Origin of the sequence: Caballeronia sp. GAFFF2 (genome assembly GCF_023631485.1) — a bacterium.
In the GTDB taxonomy this organism is placed as follows: domain Bacteria; phylum Pseudomonadota; class Gammaproteobacteria; order Burkholderiales; family Burkholderiaceae; genus Caballeronia.
Genome location: NZ_JALQDA010000021.1, coordinates 22427 through 47201, shown reverse-complemented (window position 1 = coordinate 47201; position 24775 = coordinate 22427). Strand labels below are relative to the sequence as shown.

The window sequence follows — 24775 nt, the reverse complement described above, 5'->3', positions numbered from 1 at the left end:
TGTCCGTCATGATTTCCCCCTCGATTACCGTCGACGTCGAACTGGGCGAACGCGCCTATCCCATTCATATCGGTGCGGGCCTCATCGGTCGCACGGAGCTTTTCGCGCCGCATATCAAGGGCGCGTCGGTCGCCATCGTCACCAACACCACCGTCGACCCGCTCTACGGCGACGAACTCCGCGCCGCACTCGCCACGCTCGGCAAGAAGGTGACGACCGTCGTGCTGCCGGATGGCGAAGCGCACAAGAACTGGGAAACGCTCAACACGATCTTCGACGCGCTCCTCAGCGAACGCTCGGACCGCAAGACCACGCTGATCGCACTCGGCGGCGGCGTGGTGGGCGACATGACCGGCTTCGCGGCGGCATCGTATATGCGCGGCGTGCCGTTCATTCAAGTGCCGACCACTTTGCTCTCGCAAGTGGATTCGTCGGTGGGCGGCAAGACGGGCATCAATCATCCGCTCGGCAAGAACATGATCGGCGCGTTCTATCAGCCGCAAGCGGTGATCGCGGACATCGGCGCTTTGCGCACGCTGCCGGAGCGCGAACTGGCTGCGGGACTCGCGGAAGTCATCAAGACGGCGGCAATCGCGGACGCCGAGTTCTTCGAGTGGATCGAAGCGAACATCGCGAAGCTGAACGACCGCGACGAAGAAGCGCTTGCTCACGCGGTCAAGCGTTCGTGCGAGATCAAGGCGTCGGTGGTGGCGTCGGACGAACGCGAAGGCGGACGCCGCGCAATTCTCAACTTCGGTCATACCTTCGGGCATGCCATCGAAGCGGGCCTGGGCTACGGCGAATGGCTGCACGGCGAAGCGGTGGGCTGCGGCATGGTGATGGCGGCGGATCTTTCCGTGCGCCTCGGCAAACTGGATGAACCCGCGCGTAAGCGTCTCGTGCGCGTGATCGAAGCCGCGAAGCTGCCGGTCGTGGCGCCCACGCTCGGCGCGGGGCGTTATATCGATCTGATGAAGGTCGACAAGAAAGCCGAAGCCGGCGAGATCAAGTTCATTCTGCTGACCCGCTTCGGCGAGGTTGAAATAGCAAAGGCGCCCGACCACGCCGTGCGCGAGACGCTCGCCGCAAGCGTCTGAGTATTGGATCGGCGCCGACCCGGCGGCAATGCCGGAGACAACCGGAACCACGACTTGAGCGGAGCAGCCGGTGAGCGAAATAGAAAGTCTACTTCCGTCGAGCGGGCCGCCATCGGGCTCGTTCGAAGCGTATCTCGCGCCGTACGCGGCGCATTCGGCGTTGTCGCGCGGACGCCGGTATGCCGAAGCGCCGCCTGCCGCCCGTACCGAATTCCAGCGCGACCGCGACCGCATCGTGCACTCCACTGCGTTCCGGCGGCTCGAATACAAGACGCAGGTGTTCGTCAATCACGAAGGCGACCTCTTTCGCACGCGTCTCACGCATAGTCTCGAAGTCGCGCAGATCGCGCGTTCGGTCGCTCGCAATCTGAATTTGAACGAAGATCTGGTCGAAGCGATTTCGCTTGCGCACGATCTCGGCCACACGCCGTTCGGTCACGCGGGGCAGGACGCGCTCAACGAATGCATGCGCGATCACGGCGGCTTCGAGCACAATCTGCAAAGCCTCGCGGTGGTGGATCAGCTTGAAGAGCATTACGGCGCATTCGACGGCCTCAACCTCTGCTTCGAGACGCGCGAGGGCATTCTCAAGCATTGCTCGCGCGAAAATGCGCGCAAGCTCGGCGATCTCGGCGAACGCTTTCTCACGGGCAAGCAGCCGTCGCTCGAAGCGCAGATCGCCAATGTCGCCGACGAAATCGCCTACAACAATCACGATGTCGACGACGGCTTGCGCTCCGGCTTCATCACGCTCGAACAGCTTTCCGAAGTCAGCCTCTGGCATACGCATTTCGATGTCGCGCGCGCCGCGTATCCGGACATCGGCGGACGCAGGCTGATTCACGAGACCATTCGCAGCATCATCAACACGCTGATCGTCGATCTGATCGAGGCGACGAGCCGCAATCTCACGCGCGTGGCGCCGAAGTCCATCGACGATATCCGCAACGCGCCGCCGCTCGTCGCGCATAGCGATGAAATTGCCGCGCAAGCTGCCGCGCTCAAGCGTTTTCTGTTCAGGAACCTGTACCGGCACTATCGCGTGATGCGCATGGCAAACAAGGCGAAGCGCGTCGTGACGGGTCTCTTCGACGCGTTCACCGACGACCCGCGCCTGTTGCCGCCCGCTTATCAGGCGCGTCAGGCCGCGGTGGAGGAGTCGGCCAACGACGCGAGTTCAACCGGGCACGACAGCTCGCAGGCGCGGCTCGTCGCGCATTACATCGCGGGCATGACCGACCGCTATGCACTGAAGGAGTATCAACGCCTGTTTGTCATCGACAACAACTAATATCGCGCGTTTCAACGCGCAAGAATCAATTCAAGGAGACTTTCTCGATGAGACGCATGCCCTCGTTCCGCTCGATTGCAGCAGCTGCCGTGCTCGCGTTCGCCGGCAGCACCGCAGCGCAGGCCGCGACGGAAATCCAGTTCTGGCACGCCATGGAAGCCGCGCTCGGCGAGCGCGTCAACGACATAGCCAACGACTTCAACGCGTCGCAGAGCGATTACAAGATCGTCCCCGTGTTCAAGGGTACGTATGATCAGACGCTCGCGGCGGGCATCGCGGCGTTTCGCAGCGGCAACGCGCCCGCGATCCTGCAAGTCTACGAAGTCGGCACGGCAACGATGATGCAGGGCAAGAAAGCCGTCGTTCCGGTCTACGACGTCTTCAAGCAGGCAGGCGTGCCGCTCGACGAGAAGGCCTTCGTGCCGACCATCTCCGGTTACTACAGCGACGCGAAGACCGGCCATCTCATCTCTATGCCGTTCAACAGCTCCACGCCGGTTCTGTACTACAACAAGGACGCCTTCAAGAAGGCGGGACTCGACCCGAACCAGCCGCCGAAGACCTGGGCCGATGTCGAAACCGACGCAAAGAAGATAAAGGCCGCCGGTTACTCGTGCGGTTATTCGTCGGGCTGGCAAAGCTGGATTCAGCTCGAAAACTACAGCGCGTGGCATGCGGCGCCGTTCGCGACGAAGAACAACGGCTTCGACGGGCTCGACGCCAAGCTCGACTTCAACAAGCCGCTGCAAGTCGCGCATATCGCCTTCCTGCAGAAGATGGCGAAAGAAGGCAACTTCACCTACGTGGGCCGCAAGGACGAGCCGGTCTCGAAGTTCTATAGCGGCGATTGCGGCATCATCACGAACTCGTCGGGCTCGCGCGCGACCATCAACAAGTTCGCGAAGTTCGAATACGGCGTCGGCATGATGCCTTACGACGCGAGCGTGAAGGGCGCGCCGCAAAACGCGATCATCGGTGGCGCGAGTCTCTGGGTGCTGTCGGGCAAGGACCCGGCCGTGTACAAGGGCGTCGCGAAGTTTCTCGCTTATCTGACCTCGCCGCCGGTCGCGGCGAAGTGGCATCAAGACACGGGCTATCTGCCGGTCACGCAAGCGGCCTACGAACTCACGCAGAAGCAGGGGTTCTACGACAAGAATCCCGGCGCGGATATCGCCATCAAGCAGATGCTGAACAAGCCGCCGCTCGCCTTCACCAAGGGTTTGCGTCTTGGCAACATGCCGCAGATTCGCACCGTCGTCGATGAAGAACTGGAGCAGGTCTGGGCGGAGAAGAAGACGCCGCAACAGGCGCTCGATTCTTCGGTTTCGCGCGGTGACGAACTGCTGCGCCGCTTCGAAAAGAGCGGTGGTTAAGCGCCCATGACGCAGCGCGCCCGCGTGTTTCTCGCGGGCGCCGTTTCAGGAAACATCGATGGAAAAACGGTCTCGTTTCGATACGAGCGTCCTGCCGTATCTGCTCGTTGCGCCTCAGCTCGCGATCACCGCGCTGTTCTTTCTGTGGCCGGCGGGCGAAGCGCTCTGGCAATCCACGCAAAGTCAGGACGCGTTCGGCACGTCGAGCGAATTCGTCGGCCTCGCGAACTTCAAGCAGCTTTTCGCGGACCCGCTTTATCTGTCGTCGTTCAATACGACGATGATCTTCTGCGCGCTCGTTACCGTGTCGGGACTCGTGATCTCGCTGCTGCTTGCCGCGTGCGCCGACCGCGTGACGCGCGGCGCGAAAGCGTATCAGACGCTGCTCATCTGGCCATATGCCGTCGCGCCCGCGATTGCGGCGGTGTTGTGGTCGTTTCTGTTCAACCCGAGCATTGGGCTCGTGACGTATGCGCTCGCGAAGCAGGGCATCGTGTGGAACCACGCGCTGAACGGCACGCAGGCCATGTTTCTCGTCGTGCTCGCGTCGGTGTGGAAGCAGGTCAGCTACAACTTCCTGTTCTTCTATGCGGGACTTCAGGCAATTCCGCAGTCGCTGATCGAAGCCGCGGCCATCGACGGAGCCGGTCCCGTGCGACGCTTTTTCGGCATTGCGCTGCCGCTGCTTTCGCCGACGAGTTTCTTCCTGCTCGTCGTGAATCTGGTCTATGCATTCTTCGACACCTTCCCCGTGATCGACGCCGCCACCGGCGGCGGCCCGGCGCAGTCGACCAAGACGCTCATCTACAAGATTTTCGCGGAAGGCTTTCAGGGTCTCGACATCGGTAGTTCGGGCGCGCAATCGGTCGTGCTGATGGTGATCGTCGTTGCGTTGACCATCGTGCAGTTCCGCTTCGTCGAACGCAGGGTGCAATATTCATGATCGAGAACCGACGCGGCTTCGATATCTTCTGTCACGCGGTGCTGCTCGTAGGCGTCGCGCTGATCGTGTTTCCGGTGTATGTCGCGTTCTGCGCGGCCACGATGAATTCGAAGGAAGTCTTCACCGTGCCGCTCTCGCTCGTGCCGAGCACGCATCTCTTCGAAAACGTGGCGAACATCTGGACGCACGGCAGCGGCAACGCGGCGGCGCCTTTCGGACGCATGCTGATCAACAGCCTCGTGATGGCGCTCGTGATCTCCATCGGCAAGATCGCGGTGTCGATCATCTCGGCGTATGCGATCGTGTTCTTCCGCTTTCCGTTCAAGAACTTAGCGTTCTGGCTGATCTTCGTCACGCTCATGCTGCCGGTGGAAGTGCGTATCTTCCCGACGGTGCAGGTCGTGTCGTCGATGCATCTGTCGAACACGTACGCCGGGCTGACGCTGCCGCTCATTGCATCGGCGACCGCGACCTTTCTGTTCCGCCAGTTCTTCATGACGCTGCCGGACGAACTGATGGAAGCGGCGCGCATCGACGGCGCGGGGCCGCTGCGTTTCTTCTGGGATGTCGTGCTGCCGCTGTCGAAGACGAACATCGCGGCGCTCTTCGTCATCACGTTCATCTACGGCTGGAATCAGTATTTGTGGCCGATTCTCATCACCAACGAGCAGTCGCTGCAAACCGCGGTGGTGGGCATCAAGAGCATGATCGCATCGGGCGATACCGCGACCGAGTGGCATCTCGTCATGACCGCGACCTTGCTCGCCATGTTGCCGCCGCTCGCGGTCGTCCTGACGATGCAGCGCTGGTTCGTGCGCGGCCTCGTCGATTCGGAAAAATAACCCAACCACCTTGGCATGACGCCCGAGAACAGAAAGCGTCCGCTCGGGCTCAAACGGGAGACTTCAAACATGATTCTCGAAATCGCGCAGTTGCCGGTCATGGCCGGCGAGGAAAGCGCATTCGAAGCCGCTTTCGACGAAGCGCAGAAGATCATCGCGGCGCAGCCGGGCTATCGTTCGCATGAGCTCGTGCGCGGGGCGGACGCCGGCAACGGCTCGCAATACGTGTTGCTCGTGCGTTGGGATTCGGTCGCGGCGCACGATCCGGGCTTTCGGCAATCGGCGGGTTACCAGCAATGGCGCGCGCTGCTGCATCGCTTCTATGAGCCGGGCATCGCGGTCGCGCATTTCGCGACGGTGTGCGGCGCGCTGCGGGACTGATCGATGGCTGCGTTGAATCTCAAGGCGGTCAGGAAAAGCTACGACGGCAAGAACTTCGTGCTGCACGGCATCGACGTGGCAATCGCGGATGGCGAGTTCGTCGTCATGGTCGGTCCTTCGGGCTGCGGAAAATCGACGTTGCTGCGCATGGTCGCGGGGCTCGAAAGCGTGTCCGAGGGCGAGATCCAGATCGGCGGCAAGGTCGTCAACAAGCTGGAGCCAAAGGATCGCGACATCGCGATGGTGTTCCAGAACTACGCGCTCTATCCGCATATGAGCGTCGCGCAGAACATGGCTTACGCGCTCAAAATCGGCGGCGCGGATCGCGCGACTATCGAGAGCCGGGTGGCGAATGCGGCGCGCATTCTCGAACTCGAACCGCTGCTCGCGCGCAAGCCGCGCGAACTGTCGGGTGGGCAGCGTCAGCGCGTTGCCATGGGCCGCGCGATCGTGCGCGAACCGGCCGTGTTCCTCTTCGACGAACCGCTCTCGAATCTCGACGCCAAACTGCGCGTGCAAATGCGCCTCGAGATTCAACGCCTTCACGCGCGACTCGCAACCACGAGCCTTTACGTTACGCACGACCAGATCGAAGCGATGACGCTCGCGCAACGCGTCATCGTCATGAACAAGGGACACGCCGAGCAGATCGGCGCGCCGACCGAAGTCTACGAGCGGCCGGCGACGGTGTTCGTCGCGAGCTTCATCGGCTCGCCCGCGATGAATCTGCTCGAAGGGCGCTTGTCGGAAAACGGCTCGACGTTCGAGGTGGCGGACGGCGGACCGAAGCTGCCGGTTGCGGGCGCTGCCGGTTTGAACGGCACGATGCACGGCCGCGAGTGGATCATCGGCCTTCGTCCCGAGCATATGACACCGGGCATCGTCGGCGCGGCGAGCGCGACGCTCGATGTCGATTCCACCGAGCTGCTCGGCGCCGACAATCTCGCGCACGGCAAGTGGGGCAAGCACGACGTGGCGGCGCGTTTGCCGCATACGCACCGGCCGCAGCGTGGCGAAAAGCTGGCGGTGTCCGTGCCGCCGCAACAACTGCATTTCTTCGATCCGGCGAGCGGTCGGCGCGTCAACTGAAGGGAGTATCCGCGATGAGAACCTGGCCTTATCCCGCAATCGTCGCGCATCGCGGCGGCGGCAAGCTCGCGCCCGAGAACACGCTCGAAGGCATCGACGAAGGCGCGCGGCGCGGTCTGCGCATGATCGAATTCGATGCAAAGCTCTCGGCCGACAATGTGGTTTTTCTGCTGCACGACGATGACGTCGATCGCACGTCGAACGGTCATGGACCCGCGCGCTCGATGACTTACGCGCAAATCCGTGCACTCGATGCGGGCTCGTGGTTCGGCAAGCCATTCGCGGGCGCGCATATGCCGACGCTCGCTGAAGTACACGCGCGTTGCACGGAACTCGACATGGCGGCAAACGTGGAAATCAAGCCGTGTCCCGGACGCGAGGTCGAGACGGGTGAGCTTGTCGCGCGTGAGGCGGCGCGCTTGTGGGCGAGTGCGGAACCGGCGCCGTTGTTGTCGTCGTTTTCTTACGAGGCGCTGGAAGCCGCGCGCGACGCGGCACCAGAGCTTCCTCGCGGCATGCTGTACGAGGAAGTTCCGGTCGACTGGCGCGAACAGACGTCGGCACTCTCATGCGTGTCGCTGCATGCGAGTCACCGGCACTTGAGCGAAGCACTCGTTCGCGAAATCAGGGACGCGGGCTTGCGCGTACTTGCCTATACACCGAATGAACCTGAGCGCGTGAAGTTGCTCGCCCAATGGGGAGTCGATGCGATCTGCACCGATCGCATCGATATCATTGGTGCGGATTTTCTTGCGGGAAGTTGAACGACGCGCGCGGCGCCATTGATACTGGCGCCGCTCGTTCGGTCAGCGAGCGCGGGCCAGCAAAACGCCCGCGACAAGCGCCAGGCCGCCGACGAGTGCAATCGTCTGCCAGGGCTTTTCGTGCAGATACGCGTCGGCGTCGTCTAGAGCAGCGCCGGCGCGTTGTCGGAGCGCGGCGTGCGTGTCGTTCAGACGGGAACGTGCGCCGTCCAGTTGCGAACTGATTTGCTTGCGCAAGATGGCGGCATCGGCCGATGCGCCGTTCGACAGCGTTTCTTCGAGATCGGAAAGCAGCGCGCGCAACTCGCCGCTGATGTCCTCGGCGGCATCACGGCCATGACGCGCCATACGGCGCGCACGGCGGTTGGTGCTGCTCCAGGAATCTCCGATGGCGTCTCGCGTGTTAGGCAATGCGTTCATAGATCGCTCCGTCGATGGATGAATCGTGGATGGATGACCACACCGCTCGCGAAGAGCGGGAAATCGATGATGCAGCAAATTCGATGCCCATGGGCGCGCACGGTCGTGTCACCAGCAAGACTGTCGGTGAACGGCGTTGCGACAGCGTAATAAATGCGCAAGCTCCGCAAATGCGCGGGTCACATTTACAAGAGCCGGTAAAATCAAATGCCGCCACGCTTCATGCATGGCGGCGCTTTTATTTGCATGCCCGCAAATAAAATTTCGGGAACGCCGTGGTTAATCCAGCGTTCTTAGAAACGATAGCCGACACGCAAATAAGTCACGATGGGATTCAACGTGATCTTCGCTTTCGACTGCACGTTCAACGTGCCAACCGGCGTCTGCGCTTGCGAGTTCAAAGTCGCCGTTGCCTTCAACGGAATGAACGACACGGAAAAACCCGCGAACCAATGCTCCGTGAAGTTATAGACGGCGCCCACGTTGAACACCGGCGCCCACGAACTATCCGTGTCGACGGAGGTCGGACCATGCAGGACGTTGCCTTCGAACGATGAGTTCGTGATCTTGGCGTCGGTGAACCAGGTGCGCGTTACGCCAATGCCGACGAACGGACGAAACTTCGCTTGAGGAGCATTAAAGAAGTATTTGAAAAGCAGCGTTGGGCTCCATTGTTTCGCGCTGCCGAGCTTGCCGTATTGCGAGAACGAGCCTGTGCCTTCGAGGTCGAAGGAGGGCGGAATGCCCATTTCGAATTCCGCCGCAATGTGGTCGGTGGCAAAGTAACCAAGCGTGAAGCCTGCCGTATCCGCGCTTGAAATGCCAGCGCCCGTGCCCTGTACGTCGATATTGACGGGAGATCCGCCTACACTTGTCTCTTTGAGCGGGCCGCTGCTGTCTTGCGGGGCGAAGTGAAACCAGCCAGCGGTTGCGTAGAAGGAACCCGCCGACTGTGCGTGCGCCGCGCTGGCTACACACGCAAATGCCGCTGCTCCCACCATGACTTGTTTTATTTTCAATTTGTGCTCCTCCAGAAAAGCACGCTCATTATGAGCATAAGATTTCAAAGTAACCATAGCGTCGCCGTAGAGCATTTTCCCTAAGACGTGTGCGGCGTTGGAATCGTGTTGCATGGCATTTGCATGTGTTTCGTCCACGCTGCCTCAACATCTCCACAAGGTCCCCGATTGGGGTAACACAAACGCGACCAATGGAATATCCAGAATGGCACGGCTTGCACGACTTTATGTTCCCGATCAGCCGCAGCATGTCATCCTGCGCGGTCTCGACCAGCAACCTGCCTTCGTCGACGACCAGGACTACGAGCTTTTCATCGACTGCTTGAGAACTGCATCACGTGATCATCATCTTTCCATTCATGCATATGCGTTGATGCCGCAGGCGGTGCATCTGCTTGTCACGCCGCGCGACGAATCGAGCCTCCCCAAGGCGATGCAGGCAGTCGGGCGTCGTTACGTGGCGCATTTCAATCGCCGTTACACGCGGCGCGGGACGTTGTGGGAAGGGCGATATCGCGCAACGGTCATCGAGGGTGAACGTTATTTCCTGCTTGCCACGCGCGTGGTTGAAACCGCGCCGGTTCGCGCGGGTCTGGTTGCCGCGCCGCAGGACTACAAGTGGTCGAGTTTTCGGCACCATATCGGGCTGACGCTCGACGGACTGATCACCGATCATCCGCTTTTCTGGTCGCTCGGCAACACGCCGTTCGAACGCCAGCATGCCTACAAGGAGTTGTGCGATCAGCCGCTCGACGAGCGTGAGGCTAATCGTCTCCTGCAAGCCACACTGAAAGGCTGGGTGCTCGGCAGCGATGCGTACCGCGATTGGGCATCGCGTGCGGCGAACCGGCGCGTGTCGCCATTGCCGCGCGGACGGCCGCGTAAAGTGCGCGAGACGCCTCAATCTCAATAACCACGGGCATCGCGGATAACGACGCTTCAACAGGACGGCGGCACGAAGATTCGGGCGCGCCGTTTCTTTTTGCCCAATACCGATATGGAACCAATATTTTGGGGCATACGTGCACCATATCGATAATTAGTGACGCATCATCATATTTTATTTGCCATCTCTTTGATTGGTCGCGTATATTTCGATTTCCGGCGGTTTTTGCGGCGCAGCGCGCCCGTTGCACGACCGGCTTCGCGGCTTCCAAGTTGAAATAAACGCCGCGGGCGACATAAAAAATGGTTCAACGGCCGAGTCGGCCCCTCACAGTAGAGACGGTGTCCCCATGAACGATCATCAGCAACCGGCAGTCGGTTCGCCTCCCGCCGCGCAGGGCATGTATGACCCTGCCAACGAACATGACGCCTGCGGCGTCGGTTTCGTCGCCCATATCAAGGGGAAAAAGAGCCACGAGATCATTCAGCAGGGTCTCAAGATCCTCGAGAATCTCGATCACCGTGGCGCCGTCGGCGCCGATCCGCTCATGGGCGACGGCGCGGGCATTCTGATTCAGGTTCCGGACGGCTTCTATCGCGAAGAGATGGCCAAGCAAGGCGTGACTTTGCCGCCTGCCGGCGAATACGGCGTCGGCATGATCTTCCTGCCGAAGGAACATGCTTCGCGGCTCGCGTGCGAACAGGAACTGGAACGCACGGTGAAGGCGGAAGGCCAGGTCGTGCTCGGCTGGCGCGACGTCCCGGTCGACGGCAACATGCCTATTTCTCCGACCGTGAAAGCGAGTGAGCCGCTCATCCGCATGATCTTCATCGGGCGCGGCAAGGACATCGTCGTGACGGATGCGCTCGAGCGGAAGCTCTACATCATCCGCAAGACGGCGAGCCACCGCATTCAGGCGCTCAAGCTCAAGCACGGCAAGGAATACTTCGTGCCGTCCATGTCGTCGCGCACGGTCGTCTACAAGGGCCTGCTTCTGGCCGGTCAGGTCGGCGTGTATTACCGCGACCTGCAGGACGAGCGCGTGGTCTCGGCGCTCGCGCTCGTGCACCAGCGCTTCTCGACCAACACGTTCCCGGCGTGGGAACTGGCTCACCCGTATCGCATGATTGCGCACAACGGTGAAATCAACACCGTGAAGGGCAACGTCAACTGGCTGAACGCGCGCACCGGCGCGATCGCCTCCTACGTGCTCGGCGACGATCTGCCCAAACTCTGGCCGCTGATTTATCCCGGCCAGTCGGACACGGCTTCGTTCGACAACTGCCTCGAACTTCTCGTGATGGCGGGCTATCCGCTCGTCCACGCCATGATGATGATGATTCCCGAGGCATGGGAACAGCACACGCTCATGGACGACAACCGCCGCGCGTTCTACGAGTATCACGCAGCGATGATGGAGCCGTGGGACGGTCCCGCCGCCATCGCGTTCACGGACGGCCGCCAGATCGGCGCCACGCTCGACCGTAACGGCCTGCGTCCGGCGCGCTATCTCATCACCGACGACGACCTCGTGATCCTCGCGTCGGAATCGGGCGTGCTGCCTATCCCGGAATCGAAGATCGTCAAGAAGTGGCGTCTGCAGCCGGGCAAGATGTTCCTGATCGACATGGAACAAGGCCGCATCATCGAGGACAAGGAGCTCAAGGACAACCTCGCGAACGCGAAGCCGTACAAGAGCTGGATCGACGCCGTGCGTATCAAGCTCGACGAAATCGAGCCGAAGGCGGAAGACGTCGAAACGCAGCGTCGCGAAGCCGCCGCGCTGCTCGACCGTCAGCAGGCGTTCGGCTATACGCAGGAAGACCTCAAGTTTCTGATGGCGCCCATGGCGCAGTCGGGTGAAGAGGCCGTGGGCTCGATGGGCAACGACTCGCCGCTCGCGGTCATGTCCGGCAAGAACAAGACGCTCTATCACTACTTCAAGCAGTTGTTCGCGCAAGTGACCAACCCGCCGATCGATCCGATCCGCGAGAACATGGTGATGTCGCTGGTCTCGTTCGTCGGTCCTAAGCCGAATCTGCTCGACACGACCAACATCAACCCGACGATGCGTCTCGAAGTGTCGCAGCCCGTGCTCGACTTCAAAGACATCGCGAAGATTCGCGCCATCGACAAATACACCGGCGGCAAGTTCAGCTCGTACGAACTGAACATCTGCTATCCGGTGGCTTGGGGCAAGGAAGGCGTGGAAGCATGCATTGCGTCGTTGTGCGCCGAAGCCGTCGATGCCGTGAAGTCCGGTTACAACATGCTGATCGTGTCCGACCGCAAAATGGACCGCGACAATGTCGCGATTCCGGCGCTGCTCGCCACGTCAGCCATCCACTCGCATCTCGTGCAGCATGGTCTGCGCACGAGCACGGGTCTCGTCGTCGAAACCGGGTCGGCGCGCGAGACGCATCACTTCGCGCTGCTCGCGGCGTACGGCGCGGAAGCCGTTCACCCGTACCTCGCGCTGGAAACGCTCGCCAACATGGCGGAAGGCTTCAAGGGCGATCTGTCGGCCGAGAAAGTCATCTACAACTTCACGAAGGCGGTCGGCAAGGGCTTGTACAAGGTCATGTCGAAGATGGGCATTTCCACTTACATGTCCTACACCGGCGCACAGATTTTCGAAGCGGTCGGCTTGTCCTCCGAGCTCGTGGAGAAGTATTTCCGTGGCACGGCGTCCAAGGTCGGCGGCATCGGCATCTTCGACGTGGCGGAAGAAGCCATTCGCCTGCATCGCGATGCCTTCGGCGACAACCCGGTTCTCGCGAACATGCTCGATGCGGGCGGCGAATACGCTTATCGCGTGCGCGGCGAAGAGCATATGTGGACGCCGGATGCCATCGCCAAGCTGCAACACTCGGCGCGCAGCAACTCGTATCAGACGTACAAGGAATACGCGCATCTGATCAACGACCAGACGAAGCGTCACATGACGTTCCGTGGTCTCTTCGAGTTCAAGCTCGACCCGTCGAAGGCCATTCCGCTAGACGAAGTGGAGCCGGCGAAGGACATCGTGAAGCGTTTTGCGACAGGCGCGATGTCGCTCGGCTCCATCAGCACGGAAGCGCACGCCACGCTCGCGGTCGCCATGAACCGTATCGGCGGCAAGTCGAACACGGGCGAAGGCGGCGAGGACGAGAAGCGCTACCGGAACGAACTGCGCGGCATTCCGATCAAGACCGGCGACACGCTCAAGTCCCTGATCGGCGATGAAATCGTCACCGACGTCGCGTTGAAAGACGGCGATTCGCTGCGCTCGAAGATCAAGCAGGTTGCATCGGGCCGCTTCGGCGTGACGGCGGAATATCTGTCGTCGGCGGATCAAATTCAAATCAAGATGGCGCAAGGCGCGAAGCCGGGCGAAGGCGGTCAACTGCCGGGCCACAAGGTTTCCGACTATATCGGCAAGCTGCGTTACTCGGTGCCGGGCGTCGGTCTCATTTCACCGCCGCCGCACCACGATATCTATTCGATCGAAGACTTGGCGCAGCTCATTCACGATCTCAAGAACGTGAATTCCGCGGCGAGCATTTCGGTGAAACTGGTGTCCGAAGTGGGCGTCGGCACCATCGCTGCGGGTGTGGCGAAGGCAAAGGCGGATCACGTCGTGATCGCGGGCCATGATGGCGGCACGGGTGCATCGCCCTTGTCGTCGCTCAAGCACGCGGGCACGCCGTGGGAACTCGGTCTCGCCGAAACGCAGCAGACGTTGGTGCTGAACCGTCTGCGCGGCCGTATCCGCGTGCAGGCCGACGGCCAGATGAAGACCGGCCGCGATGTCGTGATCGGCGCGCTGCTCGGCGCGGATGAATTCGGCTTCGCGACGGCGCCGCTCGTCGTCGAAGGCTGCATCATGATGCGCAAGTGCCATCTGAACACGTGCCCGGTCGGCGTCGCGACGCAAGATCCGGTGCTGCGCGCAAAGTTCACTGGCCAGCCGGAACACGTCGTCAACTTCTTCTTCTTCATTGCGGAAGAAGTGCGCGAGATCATGGCGCAACTGGGTATCCGCAAGTTCGAGGATCTGATCGGCCACGCCGAATTGCTCGACACGAAGAAGGGCGTCGAGCACTGGAAGGCGAAGGGTCTCGACTTTTCGCGCGTGTTCTATCAAGTGCCGGTGGGCGCGGAAGTCGCGCGCAAGCACGTCGATGTGCAGGACCACGGTCTGGACAAGGCGCTCGATCACGTGTTGATCGAGAAGTCGAAGGCGGCGATCGAGAAGGGCGAGCACGTTTCGTTCATCCAGCCGGTGCGCAACGTGAACCGCACGGTCGGCGCCATGCTGTCCGGGTTGATCGCGAAGAAGTACGGCCACGACGGTTTGCCCGACGACTCCATCCATATCCAGTTGAAGGGCACGGCGGGTCAGAGCTTCGGCGCGTTCCTCGCCAAGGGCGTGACACTCGACCTCGTCGGCGACGGTAACGACTATGTCGGCAAGGGCATGTCGGGCGGGCGCATCATCATTCGCCCGACCAACGACTTCCGTGGCAAGTCCGAGGAGAACATCATCTGCGGCAACACGGTGATGTACGGCGCTATCGAAGGCGAGTCGTACTTCCGTGGCGTCGCGGGCGAGCGCTTCTGCGTGCGTAACTCGGGCGCGACGGCAGTCGTCGAAGGCACGGGCGATCACGGCTGCGAATACATGACGGGCGGCACGGTGGTCGTGCTCGGCGAGACGGGCCGTAACTTCGCGGCGGGCATGTCGGGCGGCGTCGCGTTCGTGTTCGATCCGGACGGCACGTTCGGCGCCAAGTGCAACAAGACCATGGTGGCCCTCGATCCGGTGCTGCAACAGGCCGAACAGGAGCGCACGGTGGATCGCGCGCTGTGGCATGCCGGCAAGACCGACGAAGCGCTGCTCAAGGGTTTGATCGAGCGTCACTTCCAGTTCACCGGATCGCCGCGTGCCAAGGCGCTGCTCGAAAACTGGGATGCGTCGCGCCGTCAGTTCGTGAAGGTGTTCCCGACCGACTACAAGCGCGCGCTCGGCGAGATCGGCGCGAAGAAGGCAAAGGACGCACTCGCGGCCTGAGCGGTCTCACTATAGAAGAGCTCTCCGGTACGCCGGAGAGCGAGTTCCTCACCAAATACAGAGAAAGAAGAGAACCACATGGGCAAGGCAACCGGTTTTCTCGAGTTCGAACGCCGCCACGAGGCGTACGAAGCACCGCTGACCCGCGTCAAGCATTACAAGGAATTCGTCGCCGCGCTGACCGATGAAGACGCCAAGGTTCAGGGCGCACGCTGCATGGACTGCGGCATTCCGTTTTGCAACAACGGTTGTCCGGTGAACAACATCATTCCGGACTTCAACGATCTCGTGTTCCGTCAGGACTGGAAGAGCGCGATCGAAGTGCTGCATTCGACCAACAACTTTCCCGAGTTCACGGGACGCATTTGTCCGGCGCCGTGCGAGTCGGCTTGCACGCTCGGCATCAATGACGATCCGGTGGGCATCAAGTCGATCGAGCACGCGATCATCGACAAGGCGTGGACCGAAGGCTGGGTCGCGCCGCAGCCGCCCAAGCACAAGACCGGCAAGAAGGTTGCGGTGGTCGGCTCCGGTCCCGCCGGGCTCGCGGTCGCGCAGCAACTGGGACGCGCCGGTCACGACGTGGTCGTGTTCGAAAAGAACGATCGCATTGGTGGTTTGCTGCGTTATGGCATTCCCGACTTCAAGCTGGAGAAGTGGCTGATCGACCGCCGCATGCGCCAGATGGAAGCGGAAGGCGTGTCGTTCCGCACCAACGTGTTCATCGGCAAGGACGCGCTGCCGGGGCACATCGGCAATACGGCCAAGGAAACCATCACGCCGGACGAACTGAAAGAACAGTTCGATGCGGTCGTGGTGGCGGGCGGTTCGGAAACGCCGCGCGATCTGCCGGTGCCGGGGCGCGAGCTGGAAGGCATCTATTACGCGATGGAATTCCTGCCGCAGCAGAACAAGGTCAACGCAGGCGACAAGCTCGCGGAGCAACTGGTCGCGAAGGGCAAGCATGTTGTCGTGATCGGCGGGGGCGACACGGGTTCGGATTGCGTCGGCACCTCGAACCGGCATGGCGCTAAGGGCGTGGTGCAGTTCGAACTGCTCGCGCAGCCGCCCGAGGAAGAGAACAAGCCGCTCGTGTGGCCGTACTGGCCGATCAAGCTGCGTACGTCGTCGTCGCATGAAGAGGGTTGCGAGCGTGACTGGTCGGTTGCGACGAAGCGTTTCGAAGGCAAGAACGGCAAGGTCGAGAAGCTGATCGCGGTGCGCGTCGAGTGGAAGAACGGCAAGATGCAGGAAGTGCCGAACAGCGAGTTCGAGCTGAAGGCCGACCTCGTGCTGCTCGCCATGGGCTTCACGCAGCCGGCTTCGCCGGTGCTGGATGCGTTTGGCGTCGACAAGGACGCGCGCGGTAACGTGCGCGCCTCGACCGAAGGTGACAAGGCGTATTACACGTCGGTGGACAAGGTGTTCACCGCGGGCGATATGCGGCGCGGTCAGTCGCTCGTGGTGTGGGCGATTCGCGAAGGGCGTCAGTGCGCGCGGTCGGTGGACGCGTATTTGATGGGCAGTAGCGAATTGCCGCGATAAGAGAGCGGGGTTGATGGGAGAAAAGGGTGGGCCGTTTTGGGTTCGCCCTTTTTTGTTGGCGGGGGTTATGCCACCAAAAAAAAACCGCACCCACAATTGCTCGCGGATGCGGTTCTTCATTCAGCAAGAGACGGAATCAAGCCTCCGCCATCGTCCTCTCTATCTCGATCCGATAATCATGGAACAGCGCCACCGACTCCCGGTGCGCAACGCTCAAAATCGCCGCCTTCGGCAAACGTTCGACGAGCGTGTTGTAGATATGCAGTTCGTTATCCGCATCGAGGGCGCTGGTGGCTTCGTCGAGGAACAGGAAGTCGGGCTTGTGCAGCAGCACGCGCGCGGCGGCAAGACGCTGTTGCTCGCCCGGCGACAAGCTGCGCGCCCAGTGCGCACTTTCTTCCAGGCGGTCGCCATACTCGGCCAGATTGCACAGACGCAGCGCCTCGCGCGATTCCTCGTCGGTGAAGGTGCCACCCGGCGACGGATAGCTCAACGCCGCGCGCAGCGTGCCGATCGGCAGATAGCTCACTTGCGGGATAAACAGCATCTTCGCGTCGACGGGTGCGTCGATACTACCGTCGCCGAACGGCCAAAGTCCCGCCAGCGCCCGCATCAGCGTGCTCTTGCCCGCGCCCGACGGCCCGACTATCAGCCAGCGCGATCCCGGTTCTATCGTCACGTCGCCCACGCGCGAAAGCGGCGTGCCATTCGGCAACGCGAGCGCAAGCCCCTTGGTCGTCAGCGCTTTCGTGCTCGTGTAATGCAGGTTGATACCGCCATGCGCCGTTGCCGGCGACGTTTCCTCGCGGATATGCGTCGAGCGCATCACACGCTTGAATTCGCGCAGACGATTCACCGTGGCGCGCCATTCGACCAAGGTCGAGTAACTGTTGATGAACCAGGAGAACGAATCGCTGACCGTGCCGAACGCCGATGAAATCTGCATCAAGACGCCGAACGAGAACGCGCCCGCGAAGTAGCGCGGCGCGGCAACCATGATCGGGAAGATGATGGCGATCTGTCCGTAGAAACTAAGCACGAAGGTCATGCGCTTCGTGTACTTCATGATCATCCACCAGTTGTCGCGAATGCGCTGGAAAATGGTCTTCGCGTTGGCCGTCTCGGTGGCGATGCCATCGTAAAACGCGATCTGCTCGGCATTCTCGCGCACGCGAATCAGCCCGAAGCGGAAATCAGCCTCGACCTTCTGTTGCTGGTAGTTGATCGACACCAGCGGATGCCCGACCTTCTGAATGATGACCGAGCCGATGATCGCGTAAAGCGCCGCCGCCCAGACCATGTAGCCGGGAATGACGAGCGGCGTGCCGAATGCCGTGATGGTCAGCGCGCCCGCGAGCGTCCACAAAATGGTGATGAACGTGACGAGCGTGACGAGCGTGGAAAGCAGATCGAGCGACAGAGACAGCGTGGTGGTCGCGAAGGATTGCAGGTCGTCGCTGATCCGCTGGTCGGGGTTATCGGCGAGACGGTCGCGTTCTATGCGGTAAAAAGCGCGGTCGCCGAACCACTGTTCGAGATACTTGTTGGTCAGCCACTGGCGCCAGCGGAAGCCGAGCATCTGCCGCAGATACCTCCCATAAACCGCGAGCAGAATGTACGCGAAGGCGAGGCCGGTGAAGACCAGCAGCAGGTGCGGAAAGTCGTGGACGTTCTTGTTCTGCAGCGCGTTGTAGAACGCCGCGCTCCAGCTGTTGAGCCGCACGTTGATCCATACGACCGTCATGTTGATCGCGATGATGGCAACGAGCAGACCCCATGCGAAGCCGCGCTCCTCCGAGACCCAGTAGGGCTTGATGAGGCTCCACGCAGAGACCGTGTCGGCTTGTTGCTGCGTGTTTTCCGGTTGAGAATTGGCCATGACCTTCCTGATGATATGCCGGTCCGAGTTACGAATGGACGCACCGCGCCGCGATACTCGCACGCGCAGCCTCTTTCCTGTCCCGCAGATTGTTCAGAGGTTCCCTTAACTGCCGCTTAATTCCGTGCTCATTCGCACAACCATGCGGAGAACCATGCTCGCGGCATTGTGCCAGAGTGCCGACTGAGGCGACCAAAGGCGGGGAATCCCGGTTTGCAGCGGCTTTGGCTTTCATGGTCTAATGATCTTCGACGAAACAGGGGTGCTTCGCGCGCGATGTCATCGAATTATCGGTGTGCTGGCGCGGCGAGGCTGAGAGAGACCCTTTGCACCCGATCCGGGTAATACCGGCGAGGGAAGTTTCCGGAGAACGCGCGGCCGTCGCGCCTTTCCTCCAGGTTCTTCCATCATCTTTCTTTTCCGCCTGGCGCGCGTTGTTTGCGTTGCCGCTGCCGGGCCGGTCTCTCCTCTGCAAGTTTTGTCTTCGCGTTCGTGCGTTTGCTGCACGGCGTTATCAGTCGTGGATAAGACCGGAGCGGCGCCCAGCCTCGTTTCGATCGACAGGAGACATTGGAAAAGTGAACACGATCGATCAGCCCGCCGCGCGCCGGCCAGACTTCGCCGTCATCGGCGGAGGACTCGTCGGGCGGCTCGTGGCGTGGCAACTCGCGGGCGCGGGCCACGGCGTCGCGCTATACGAGCGCGGCGACGAGGCGGGCACGCAGTCGGCTGCGTGGGTGGCCGCCGCGATGCTCGCACCGCTCGCCGAGGCGACGAGTGCGGAGCCGCTCGTCGTCGAACTCGGCGCGGCGTCGCTGGAACGCTGGCCGGGTCTCATCGCCGAGTTGCCCGAGCCGGTTTACTTTCAGCGCAACGGCACGCTCGTCGTCTGGCACGGCGCGGATCGCGCGGAAGCGCCGCTATTCGAACGCAGGTTGCGCGCCAACGCGCCTGCAAGCTTGCTCGATGGCGGCTTCGTCAAGCTCGCGGGCGCGGAAGTCGCGCAAGCGGAACCCGCGCTCGGCACGCGTTTCGCGCAAGGCTGGCTGCTGCCGCACGAAGGTCAACTCGACAATCGTCAGGCGCTTCGAGCGCTCGCGGCCGGACTTACGGCGCGCGGCGTGCGCACGCACTGGAATTCTCCGGTCGATGCCATGCCCGACGCGCGCTGGATCATCGATTGCCGTGGGCTGGGCGGCAAAACTGCGTGGCCCGCGTTGCGTGGTATTCGCGGGGAAGTGGCGCGCGTGCATGCGCCGGGCATCGGGTTGTCGCGGCCGGTGCGGCTGCTGCATCCGCGTTATCCGCTGTATATCGCGCCGAAAGAGGACGATCTTTACGTGATCGGCGCGACCGAAGTCGAAGGCGAGGACATGTCGCCCGTGAGCGTGCGCTCGGCGCTGGAACTGATGAGTGCGGCGTTCGCGGTGCATCCGGGTTTCGGCGAGGCGCGCATCCTCGAACTCAATTCTCAGTGTCGGCCGACGCTGCCGGATCATCGGCCGGCCATCGTCTGGGACGGGGCGCGGACCGTGCGCGTGAACGGCCTGTATCGGCACGGCTTCATGATCGCGCCGGAAGTCGCCGATGCCGCCTGCGCACTCGCCCAAGCCATCGCCGGCGGAACCGTCGCGGACGCCGCATCGTTCGCGGATTATCGCGGCGGCGCGCGCTGGTCCGAACTTCTGCATAGCGAACCGGCCATCGCGGCCGCGCTCTAGTCATCGAAAGTCAAAGCCATGAACATCCACATCAATCAGCGCGAATTCAGTCTGACCGATGCCGCCACCGTCACCGACGCGCTCGCCGCATTCGGCGCCAAACCGCCGTTCGCGGTCGCGCTCAACGGGCAGTTTGTCGCGCGCGGCGAGCACGGCACGAAGACGCTTCGAGCCGGCGACAAGCTCGACGTCGTGTCGCCCGTCGCGGGCGGCTGAATCCACCGAATCCGAAGGATCGAATCATGACCTCACACACCGCCGCCCATAGCCTCACGCTCTACGGCCAGACGTTCCCGAGCCGTGTGCTGCTCGGCACATCGCGTTATCCGTCGCTGCAATCGCTTTCGGATTCCATCGATGCCGCGCGGCCCGGCATGGTGACCGTCGCGCTGCGCCGTCAGTCCGAGACTGGCGAGGCCGGTTTTTTCGATGTCCTCAAGCGTCACGGCGTCGCGCTGCTGCCGAACACGGCGGGCTGCCAGAGCGTCGATGAAGTGCTGACCACCGCCTACATGGCGCGCGAGGTTTTCGACACGCCGTGGATCAAGCTGGAACTGATCGGCGACGACTACACGTTGCAGCCCGACCCGATCGGCCTCGTCGAAGCGGCGGGCAAGCTCGTGCGCGACGGCTTCAAGGTGCTGCCTTATTGCACCGAGGATCTCGTGATCGGCCGCCGTCTCCTCGATGCCGGCTGCGAGGCGTTGATGCCCTGGGGCGCGCCCATCGGCACCGGCAAGGGCGTGACCAACCCCTACGGTCTGCGCACGTTGCGCGAGCGGCTGCCAGACGTGCCGCTGATCGTCGATGCAGGCCTCGGCGTGCCCTCGCATGCGTGCCAGGTGATGGAGTGGGGTTTCGACGGCGTGCTCTTGAACACCGCCGTGTCGCAGGCGACCTTTCCGTCGCAGATGGCGCGCGCGTTCGCGCTGGGTGTCGACGCCGGGCGCACGGCGTTTCTCGCCGGTCCGATGGCCGAGCGCGACAGCGCGCAGGCCAGCACGCCGGTCGTTGGCATGCCGTTCTGGCATCAGGACGGAGGTGCTGCATGAGCTTGCTCGGACACGAAGTTCTCTGGCCGCCGGCGGATGAGTTGATCGAAGTCGCCGAACGTATCCGCGCGCGGCTCGGCGAGTGGCCCGCGCCGCCAACGCGCTGGCGCATCTGCCTGACCGTGCCGGATACGCCAAGTGCGCAGGATCTGCTCGTCGTCAACGAGCCGTACGCCGCGGACAATGCGACGGTGCTGGAAGCGTACGAACGTCGCGTGATATTGCTGCATGCAGGCGCGCGCCATGTTCTCGAAGGCGAGCGTTCCGACGACTGGCTGGCCGCGCTGGCGGCGTTCCTCGACTGCAATTTCGAACCGCACGATGCGCTCGTCCTGGCAATGGCTTGGCGCGCCGGCGACGAACAGAAAGAAGACGCGTGGCCAAGCGACTTCGACACGTTCCCGCGCGTCGGCGATCTTCCACCCGCGCCGGAACCTGCTTTTCCCGCTTGCCCGGACAAGCTCGGTCTTTACCCCGTCTTGCCGAGCGCGAATTGGGTCGAACGCGTGCTGGACCTCGGCGTGCGCACGGCGCAGTTGCGCCGCAAGACCACCGACGCAGCGGACCTTCACGGCGAAATCGAGCGTTCGGTCGTGGCGGGGCAGCGGCATCAGGCGCAGCTTTTCATCAACGATCACTGGCGCGAAGCGATCGCCGCACGCGCTTACGGCGTGCATCTCGGTCAGGAAGATGTCGAAACCGCCGATCTGCAGGCAATCGCGCAAGCCGGCTTGCGCCTCGGACTTTCGACGCACGGCTATTACGAGATGCTTCGCGCGCTGCACTTCCGGCCGAGCTATCTCGCGCTCGGCGCGGTGTTTCCCACCACGACGAAAGTCATGCCTACCAAGCCGCAAGGCCTGGCGCGGCTTACACGCTACGTAAAACTTCTGAAAGGACGCGTGCCGCTCGTCGCGATCGGCGGTATCGACGGCAAGGTATTGCCCGAGGTGCTGGCGACCAGCGTAGGAAGCGCTGCTGTCGTGCGTGCCGTGACAGAAGCGGCGGACACCGAAGCCGCCGTCGAGTCGCTACAACAAAGCTTTGCAAATCAAGGGTAAATGTTCTGAAAATCATATCGGGTAGAGCGTAGGTAAAGCACCGATTGCGCGCAGGCCCTATAATTCGGCCTCTTGCGTCCAAGGAATTTCTTACCTCGTGCCAGCTTTCCCCGAGCCCCTGCTAGAGCTTCGCGACGTCGATTTCGGTTACGGTAATCGGCCCGTTCTCTCGAACCTGAACATGCGTTTCACGCGTGGTCAGGTGGTTGCGGTCATGGGTGGCTCCGGCTGCGGCAAGACGACAACCTTACGGTTGATCGGCGGGCTGGTGAAAGCCAGCCGCGGTCAGGTGCTGTTCGCGGGCAAGGACGTCGGCACGCAATCGCACGACGGTCTTTACGCGCTGCGCCGCCGGATGGGCATGCTGTTTCAATTCGGCGCGCTGTTCACCGACCAGACCGTGTTCGAGAACGTCGCGTTTCCGCTGCGGGAACACACGGATCTGCCGGAAGAGCTCATCCGCGATCTCGTCCTGATGAAGCTCAACGCGGTCGGCCTGCGTGGCGCGCGCGATCTCGCGCCGTCGGAGATTTCCGGCGGCATGGCGCGCCGCGTCGCGCTTGCCCGCGCCATCGCGCTCGATCCCGAACTGATGATGTACGACGAGCCGTTCGCCGGTCTCGATCCCATCTCGCTCGGCATAACCGCGCAACTCATCCGCACGCTCAACGACGCTCTCGGCGCCACGTCCATTCTCGTTTCGCACGATGTGCCCGAGTCGTTCGCCATTGCGGACTACGTGTACTTCGTCGCGAACGGCGGCATTCACGCGGAAGGCACGCCGGAGCAATTACGCGCGTCGGAAGACCCGACCGTGCGTCAGTTCATCGACGGCACGCCGGACGGTCCCTTCAAGTTTCATTACGCGAGCCAACCGCTCGCGGCGGATTTCGGCATCGGAGGGAAAGCATGATCAGCGCACTCGGACGCTGGGTGCTCGACGGTTTCGGAACCGCCGGTTATGCAATGCGCATGCTGTTGCGCCTCGTACTCGAATTCTTCCCGCTTTTGCGGCGGCCGCGTCTCGTCACGAAGCAAATTCACTTCGTCGGCAATTATTCGCTTGTCATTATCGCGGTGTCGGGCCTGTTCGTCGGCTTCGTACTCGGGCTGCAGGGTTATTACACACTGAACCGCTATGGTTCGGAGCAGGCGCTCGGACTGCTGGTCGCGCTCTCGCTCGTGCGCGAGCTCGGGCCGGTCGTCACGGCGCTGTTGTTCGCCGGCCGCGCGGGTACGTCGCTGACTGCCGAGATCGGTTTGATGAAGGCGGGCGAACAACTCACGGCAATGGAAATGATGGCCGTCGATCCCATGAAAGTGGTGGTCGCGCCGCGCATGTGGGCGGGCATCATCGCCATGCCCGTGCTGGCGGCCATTTTCAGCGCGGTCGGCATAATCGGCGGGTATGTGGTCGGCGTGTTGCTGATCGGCGTGGATTCCGGCGCGTTCTGGTCGCAGATGCAAGGCGGCGTGGACGTGTGGCGCGATGTCGGCAATGGCGTCATCAAGAGCATCGTGTTCGGCTTCGCGGTGACGTTCATCGCGTTGTTCCAGGGCTACGAAGCACGGCCTACGCCGGAAGGCGTGTCGCGCGCGACCACGAAGACGGTCGTGTACGCGTCGCTCGCGGTGCTCGGCCTCGATTTCCTGCTGACCGCGTTGATGTTCAGCTGATGTCCAGCTAATGAACCAAATGCAAAACGCCCGCGAGGGCGTGGGCGTTGTGAAGGGCACAGACCTCACACGCGCTCTGCGACAAGATTCTCTTTGGGAAGACGATGAAAAAGACTGCTCTCGACTTTTGGGTCGGCCTCTTCGTGGTGCTCGGTTTCGTGGCGCTGCTGTTCCTTGCGCTGAAGGCGGGCAACATGAGTTCGCTGTCGTTCCAGCAGACCTACGCGGTGAAGCTCAAGTTCGACAACATCGGCGGCCTTAAAGCGCGCGCGCCGGTCAAGAGCGCGGGCGTGACGGTCGGGCGCGTCGGCTCGATCAGTTTCGATGGAAACACGTATCAGGCGGTGGTCGCCATCGACATCGACAAGCAATATCAATTTCCGAAAGATTCGTCCGCCAAGATTCTGACTTCCGGTCTGCTCGGCGAGCAGTACATCGGCTTGGAGCCGGGCGGCGACGATCAGATGCTCAAGAATGGCGACACCATCACGATGACGCAGTCCGCCGTGGTGCTGGAAAATCTGATCGGACAGTTCCTCTATAACAAGGCAGCGGATTCCGGCGCGTCGAAATCCTCGGCGGCGCCGGCGGCAACGGCAGCTCCCGCACCGGCATTTCCGGGTGCGGCAAGCGCGATGGGCGCGAGCGCAGCCTCGGGTACGGCTCAATAAGGAGAAACAAC

General features: G+C 62.1%; 21 protein-coding genes, 1 pseudogene and 1 riboswitch. Of the genes and pseudogenes, 19 read left to right on the top strand and 3 right to left on the bottom strand.

Annotated elements, in window-relative coordinates:
* Positions 1-8 precede the first annotated feature (8 nt).
* The 8 genes and pseudogenes from aroB (at position 9) to ugpQ (ending at position 7780) form a co-directional block, all read left to right on the top strand.
* Positions 9-1097 carry a 3-dehydroquinate synthase gene (gene aroB, locus NCT04_RS13180; protein WP_250465845.1) on the top strand — a complete coding sequence of 363 codons (1089 nt, stop codon included), beginning with the start codon at positions 9-11 and terminating at the stop codon, positions 1095-1097.
* A gap of 124 nt (positions 1098-1221) precedes the next feature.
* Positions 1222-2388, top strand: a pseudogene (locus NCT04_RS13175) (deoxyguanosinetriphosphate triphosphohydrolase); the annotation flags it as partial.
* 47 nt (positions 2389-2435) lie between these two features.
* Entirely contained in the window at positions 2436-3761 is a 1326-nt protein-coding gene (gene ugpB, locus NCT04_RS13170; RefSeq protein ID WP_250465843.1) for a sn-glycerol-3-phosphate ABC transporter substrate-binding protein UgpB, read from the top strand.
* Positions 3762-3819: 58 nt separating this feature from the next.
* A complete protein-coding gene (gene ugpA, locus NCT04_RS13165) occupies positions 3820-4704 on the top strand; it encodes a sn-glycerol-3-phosphate ABC transporter permease UgpA (RefSeq protein WP_244826404.1) in 885 nt (294 codons plus the stop codon).
* A complete protein-coding gene (gene ugpE / locus NCT04_RS13160) occupies positions 4701-5546 on the top strand; it encodes a sn-glycerol-3-phosphate ABC transporter permease UgpE (RefSeq protein ID WP_244826403.1) in 846 nt (281 codons plus the stop codon). The genes ugpA and ugpE overlap by 4 nt, the downstream gene beginning before the upstream one ends.
* 69 nt (positions 5547-5615) lie before the next feature.
* Complete coding sequence (locus tag NCT04_RS13155; RefSeq protein WP_244826402.1) at positions 5616-5927, top strand: antibiotic biosynthesis monooxygenase family protein; 312 nt, start codon at positions 5616-5618, stop codon at positions 5925-5927.
* Positions 5928-5930: 3 nt separating this feature from the next.
* Entirely contained in the window at positions 5931-7016 is a 1086-nt protein-coding gene (locus tag NCT04_RS13150; protein ID WP_250465841.1) for a sn-glycerol-3-phosphate import ATP-binding protein UgpC, read from the top strand.
* A 14-nt stretch (positions 7017-7030) separates the two neighbouring features.
* Positions 7031-7780, top strand: a complete 750-nt coding sequence (ugpQ, locus tag NCT04_RS13145) for a glycerophosphodiester phosphodiesterase (protein ID WP_250465838.1) — start codon at positions 7031-7033, stop codon at positions 7778-7780.
* A 42-nt stretch (positions 7781-7822) separates the two neighbouring features.
* On the opposite strand, the gene NCT04_RS13140 is transcribed toward ugpQ, so the two are convergent.
* Positions 7823-8200 carry an ElaB/YgaM/YqjD family protein gene (locus NCT04_RS13140; protein WP_244826399.1) on the bottom strand — a complete coding sequence of 126 codons (378 nt, stop codon included), beginning with the start codon at positions 8198-8200 and terminating at the stop codon, positions 7823-7825.
* Between the two features lie 29 nt (positions 8201-8229).
* Between NCT04_RS13140 and NCT04_RS13135 the strand changes: the two genes are divergently transcribed.
* Positions 8230-8460: a hypothetical protein gene (locus NCT04_RS13135; protein WP_250465837.1), complete on the top strand. Its 231-nt coding sequence runs from the start codon at positions 8230-8232 to the stop codon at positions 8458-8460.
* Between the two features lie 33 nt (positions 8461-8493).
* On the opposite strand, the gene NCT04_RS13130 is transcribed toward NCT04_RS13135, so the two are convergent.
* On the bottom strand, positions 8494-9201 hold the full coding sequence (locus tag NCT04_RS13130; RefSeq protein WP_370652139.1) for an OmpW/AlkL family protein: 708 nt from the start codon (positions 9199-9201) through the stop codon (positions 8494-8496).
* Positions 9202-9424: 223 nt separating this feature from the next.
* Between NCT04_RS13130 and NCT04_RS13125 the strand changes: the two genes are divergently transcribed.
* The 3 genes from NCT04_RS13125 (at position 9425) to NCT04_RS13115 (ending at position 16703) form a co-directional block, all read left to right on the top strand.
* Positions 9425-10132: a transposase gene (locus NCT04_RS13125; RefSeq protein WP_244826396.1), complete on the top strand. Its 708-nt coding sequence runs from the start codon at positions 9425-9427 to the stop codon at positions 10130-10132.
* A 322-nt stretch (positions 10133-10454) separates the two neighbouring features.
* Complete coding sequence (locus NCT04_RS13120) at positions 10455-15158, top strand: glutamate synthase-related protein (RefSeq protein ID WP_244826395.1); 4704 nt, start codon at positions 10455-10457, stop codon at positions 15156-15158.
* Between the two features lie 78 nt (positions 15159-15236).
* Positions 15237-16703 carry a glutamate synthase subunit beta gene (locus NCT04_RS13115; protein WP_250465834.1) on the top strand — a complete coding sequence of 489 codons (1467 nt, stop codon included), beginning with the start codon at positions 15237-15239 and terminating at the stop codon, positions 16701-16703.
* A 136-nt stretch (positions 16704-16839) separates the two neighbouring features.
* On the opposite strand, the gene NCT04_RS13110 is transcribed toward NCT04_RS13115, so the two are convergent.
* On the bottom strand, positions 16840-18582 hold the full coding sequence (locus tag NCT04_RS13110; RefSeq protein ID WP_250465831.1) for an ABC transporter ATP-binding protein/permease: 1743 nt from the start codon (positions 18580-18582) through the stop codon (positions 16840-16842).
* Positions 18583-18830: 248 nt separating this feature from the next.
* Positions 18831-18958, top strand: a riboswitch (TPP riboswitch).
* A gap of 202 nt (positions 18959-19160) precedes the next feature.
* Between NCT04_RS13110 and NCT04_RS13105 the strand changes: the two genes are divergently transcribed.
* The 7 genes from NCT04_RS13105 (at position 19161) to mlaD (ending at position 24764) form a co-directional block, all read left to right on the top strand.
* A complete protein-coding gene (locus NCT04_RS13105; protein ID WP_250465828.1) occupies positions 19161-20303 on the top strand; it encodes an FAD-dependent oxidoreductase in 1143 nt (380 codons plus the stop codon).
* 18 nt (positions 20304-20321) lie between these two features.
* Complete coding sequence (gene thiS, locus NCT04_RS13100) at positions 20322-20519, top strand: sulfur carrier protein ThiS (protein WP_244826389.1); 198 nt, start codon at positions 20322-20324, stop codon at positions 20517-20519.
* A gap of 26 nt (positions 20520-20545) precedes the next feature.
* Positions 20546-21355: a thiazole synthase gene (locus NCT04_RS13095; RefSeq protein ID WP_250465826.1), complete on the top strand. Its 810-nt coding sequence runs from the start codon at positions 20546-20548 to the stop codon at positions 21353-21355.
* Positions 21352-22416: a thiamine phosphate synthase gene (gene thiE, locus NCT04_RS13090; RefSeq protein ID WP_250465823.1), complete on the top strand. Its 1065-nt coding sequence runs from the start codon at positions 21352-21354 to the stop codon at positions 22414-22416. The genes NCT04_RS13095 and thiE overlap by 4 nt, the downstream gene beginning before the upstream one ends.
* Positions 22417-22513: 97 nt before the next feature.
* Entirely contained in the window at positions 22514-23329 is an 816-nt protein-coding gene (locus NCT04_RS13085; protein WP_250465821.1) for an ABC transporter ATP-binding protein, read from the top strand.
* Positions 23326-24093: a lipid asymmetry maintenance ABC transporter permease subunit MlaE gene (gene mlaE / locus NCT04_RS13080; RefSeq protein WP_244826385.1), complete on the top strand. Its 768-nt coding sequence runs from the start codon at positions 23326-23328 to the stop codon at positions 24091-24093. The genes NCT04_RS13085 and mlaE overlap by 4 nt, the downstream gene beginning before the upstream one ends.
* 104 nt (positions 24094-24197) lie before the next feature.
* Positions 24198-24764, top strand: coding sequence for an outer membrane lipid asymmetry maintenance protein MlaD (gene mlaD / locus NCT04_RS13075; protein ID WP_244826384.1), 567 nt, complete (start codon positions 24198-24200; stop codon positions 24762-24764).
* Positions 24765-24775 lie beyond the last annotated feature (11 nt).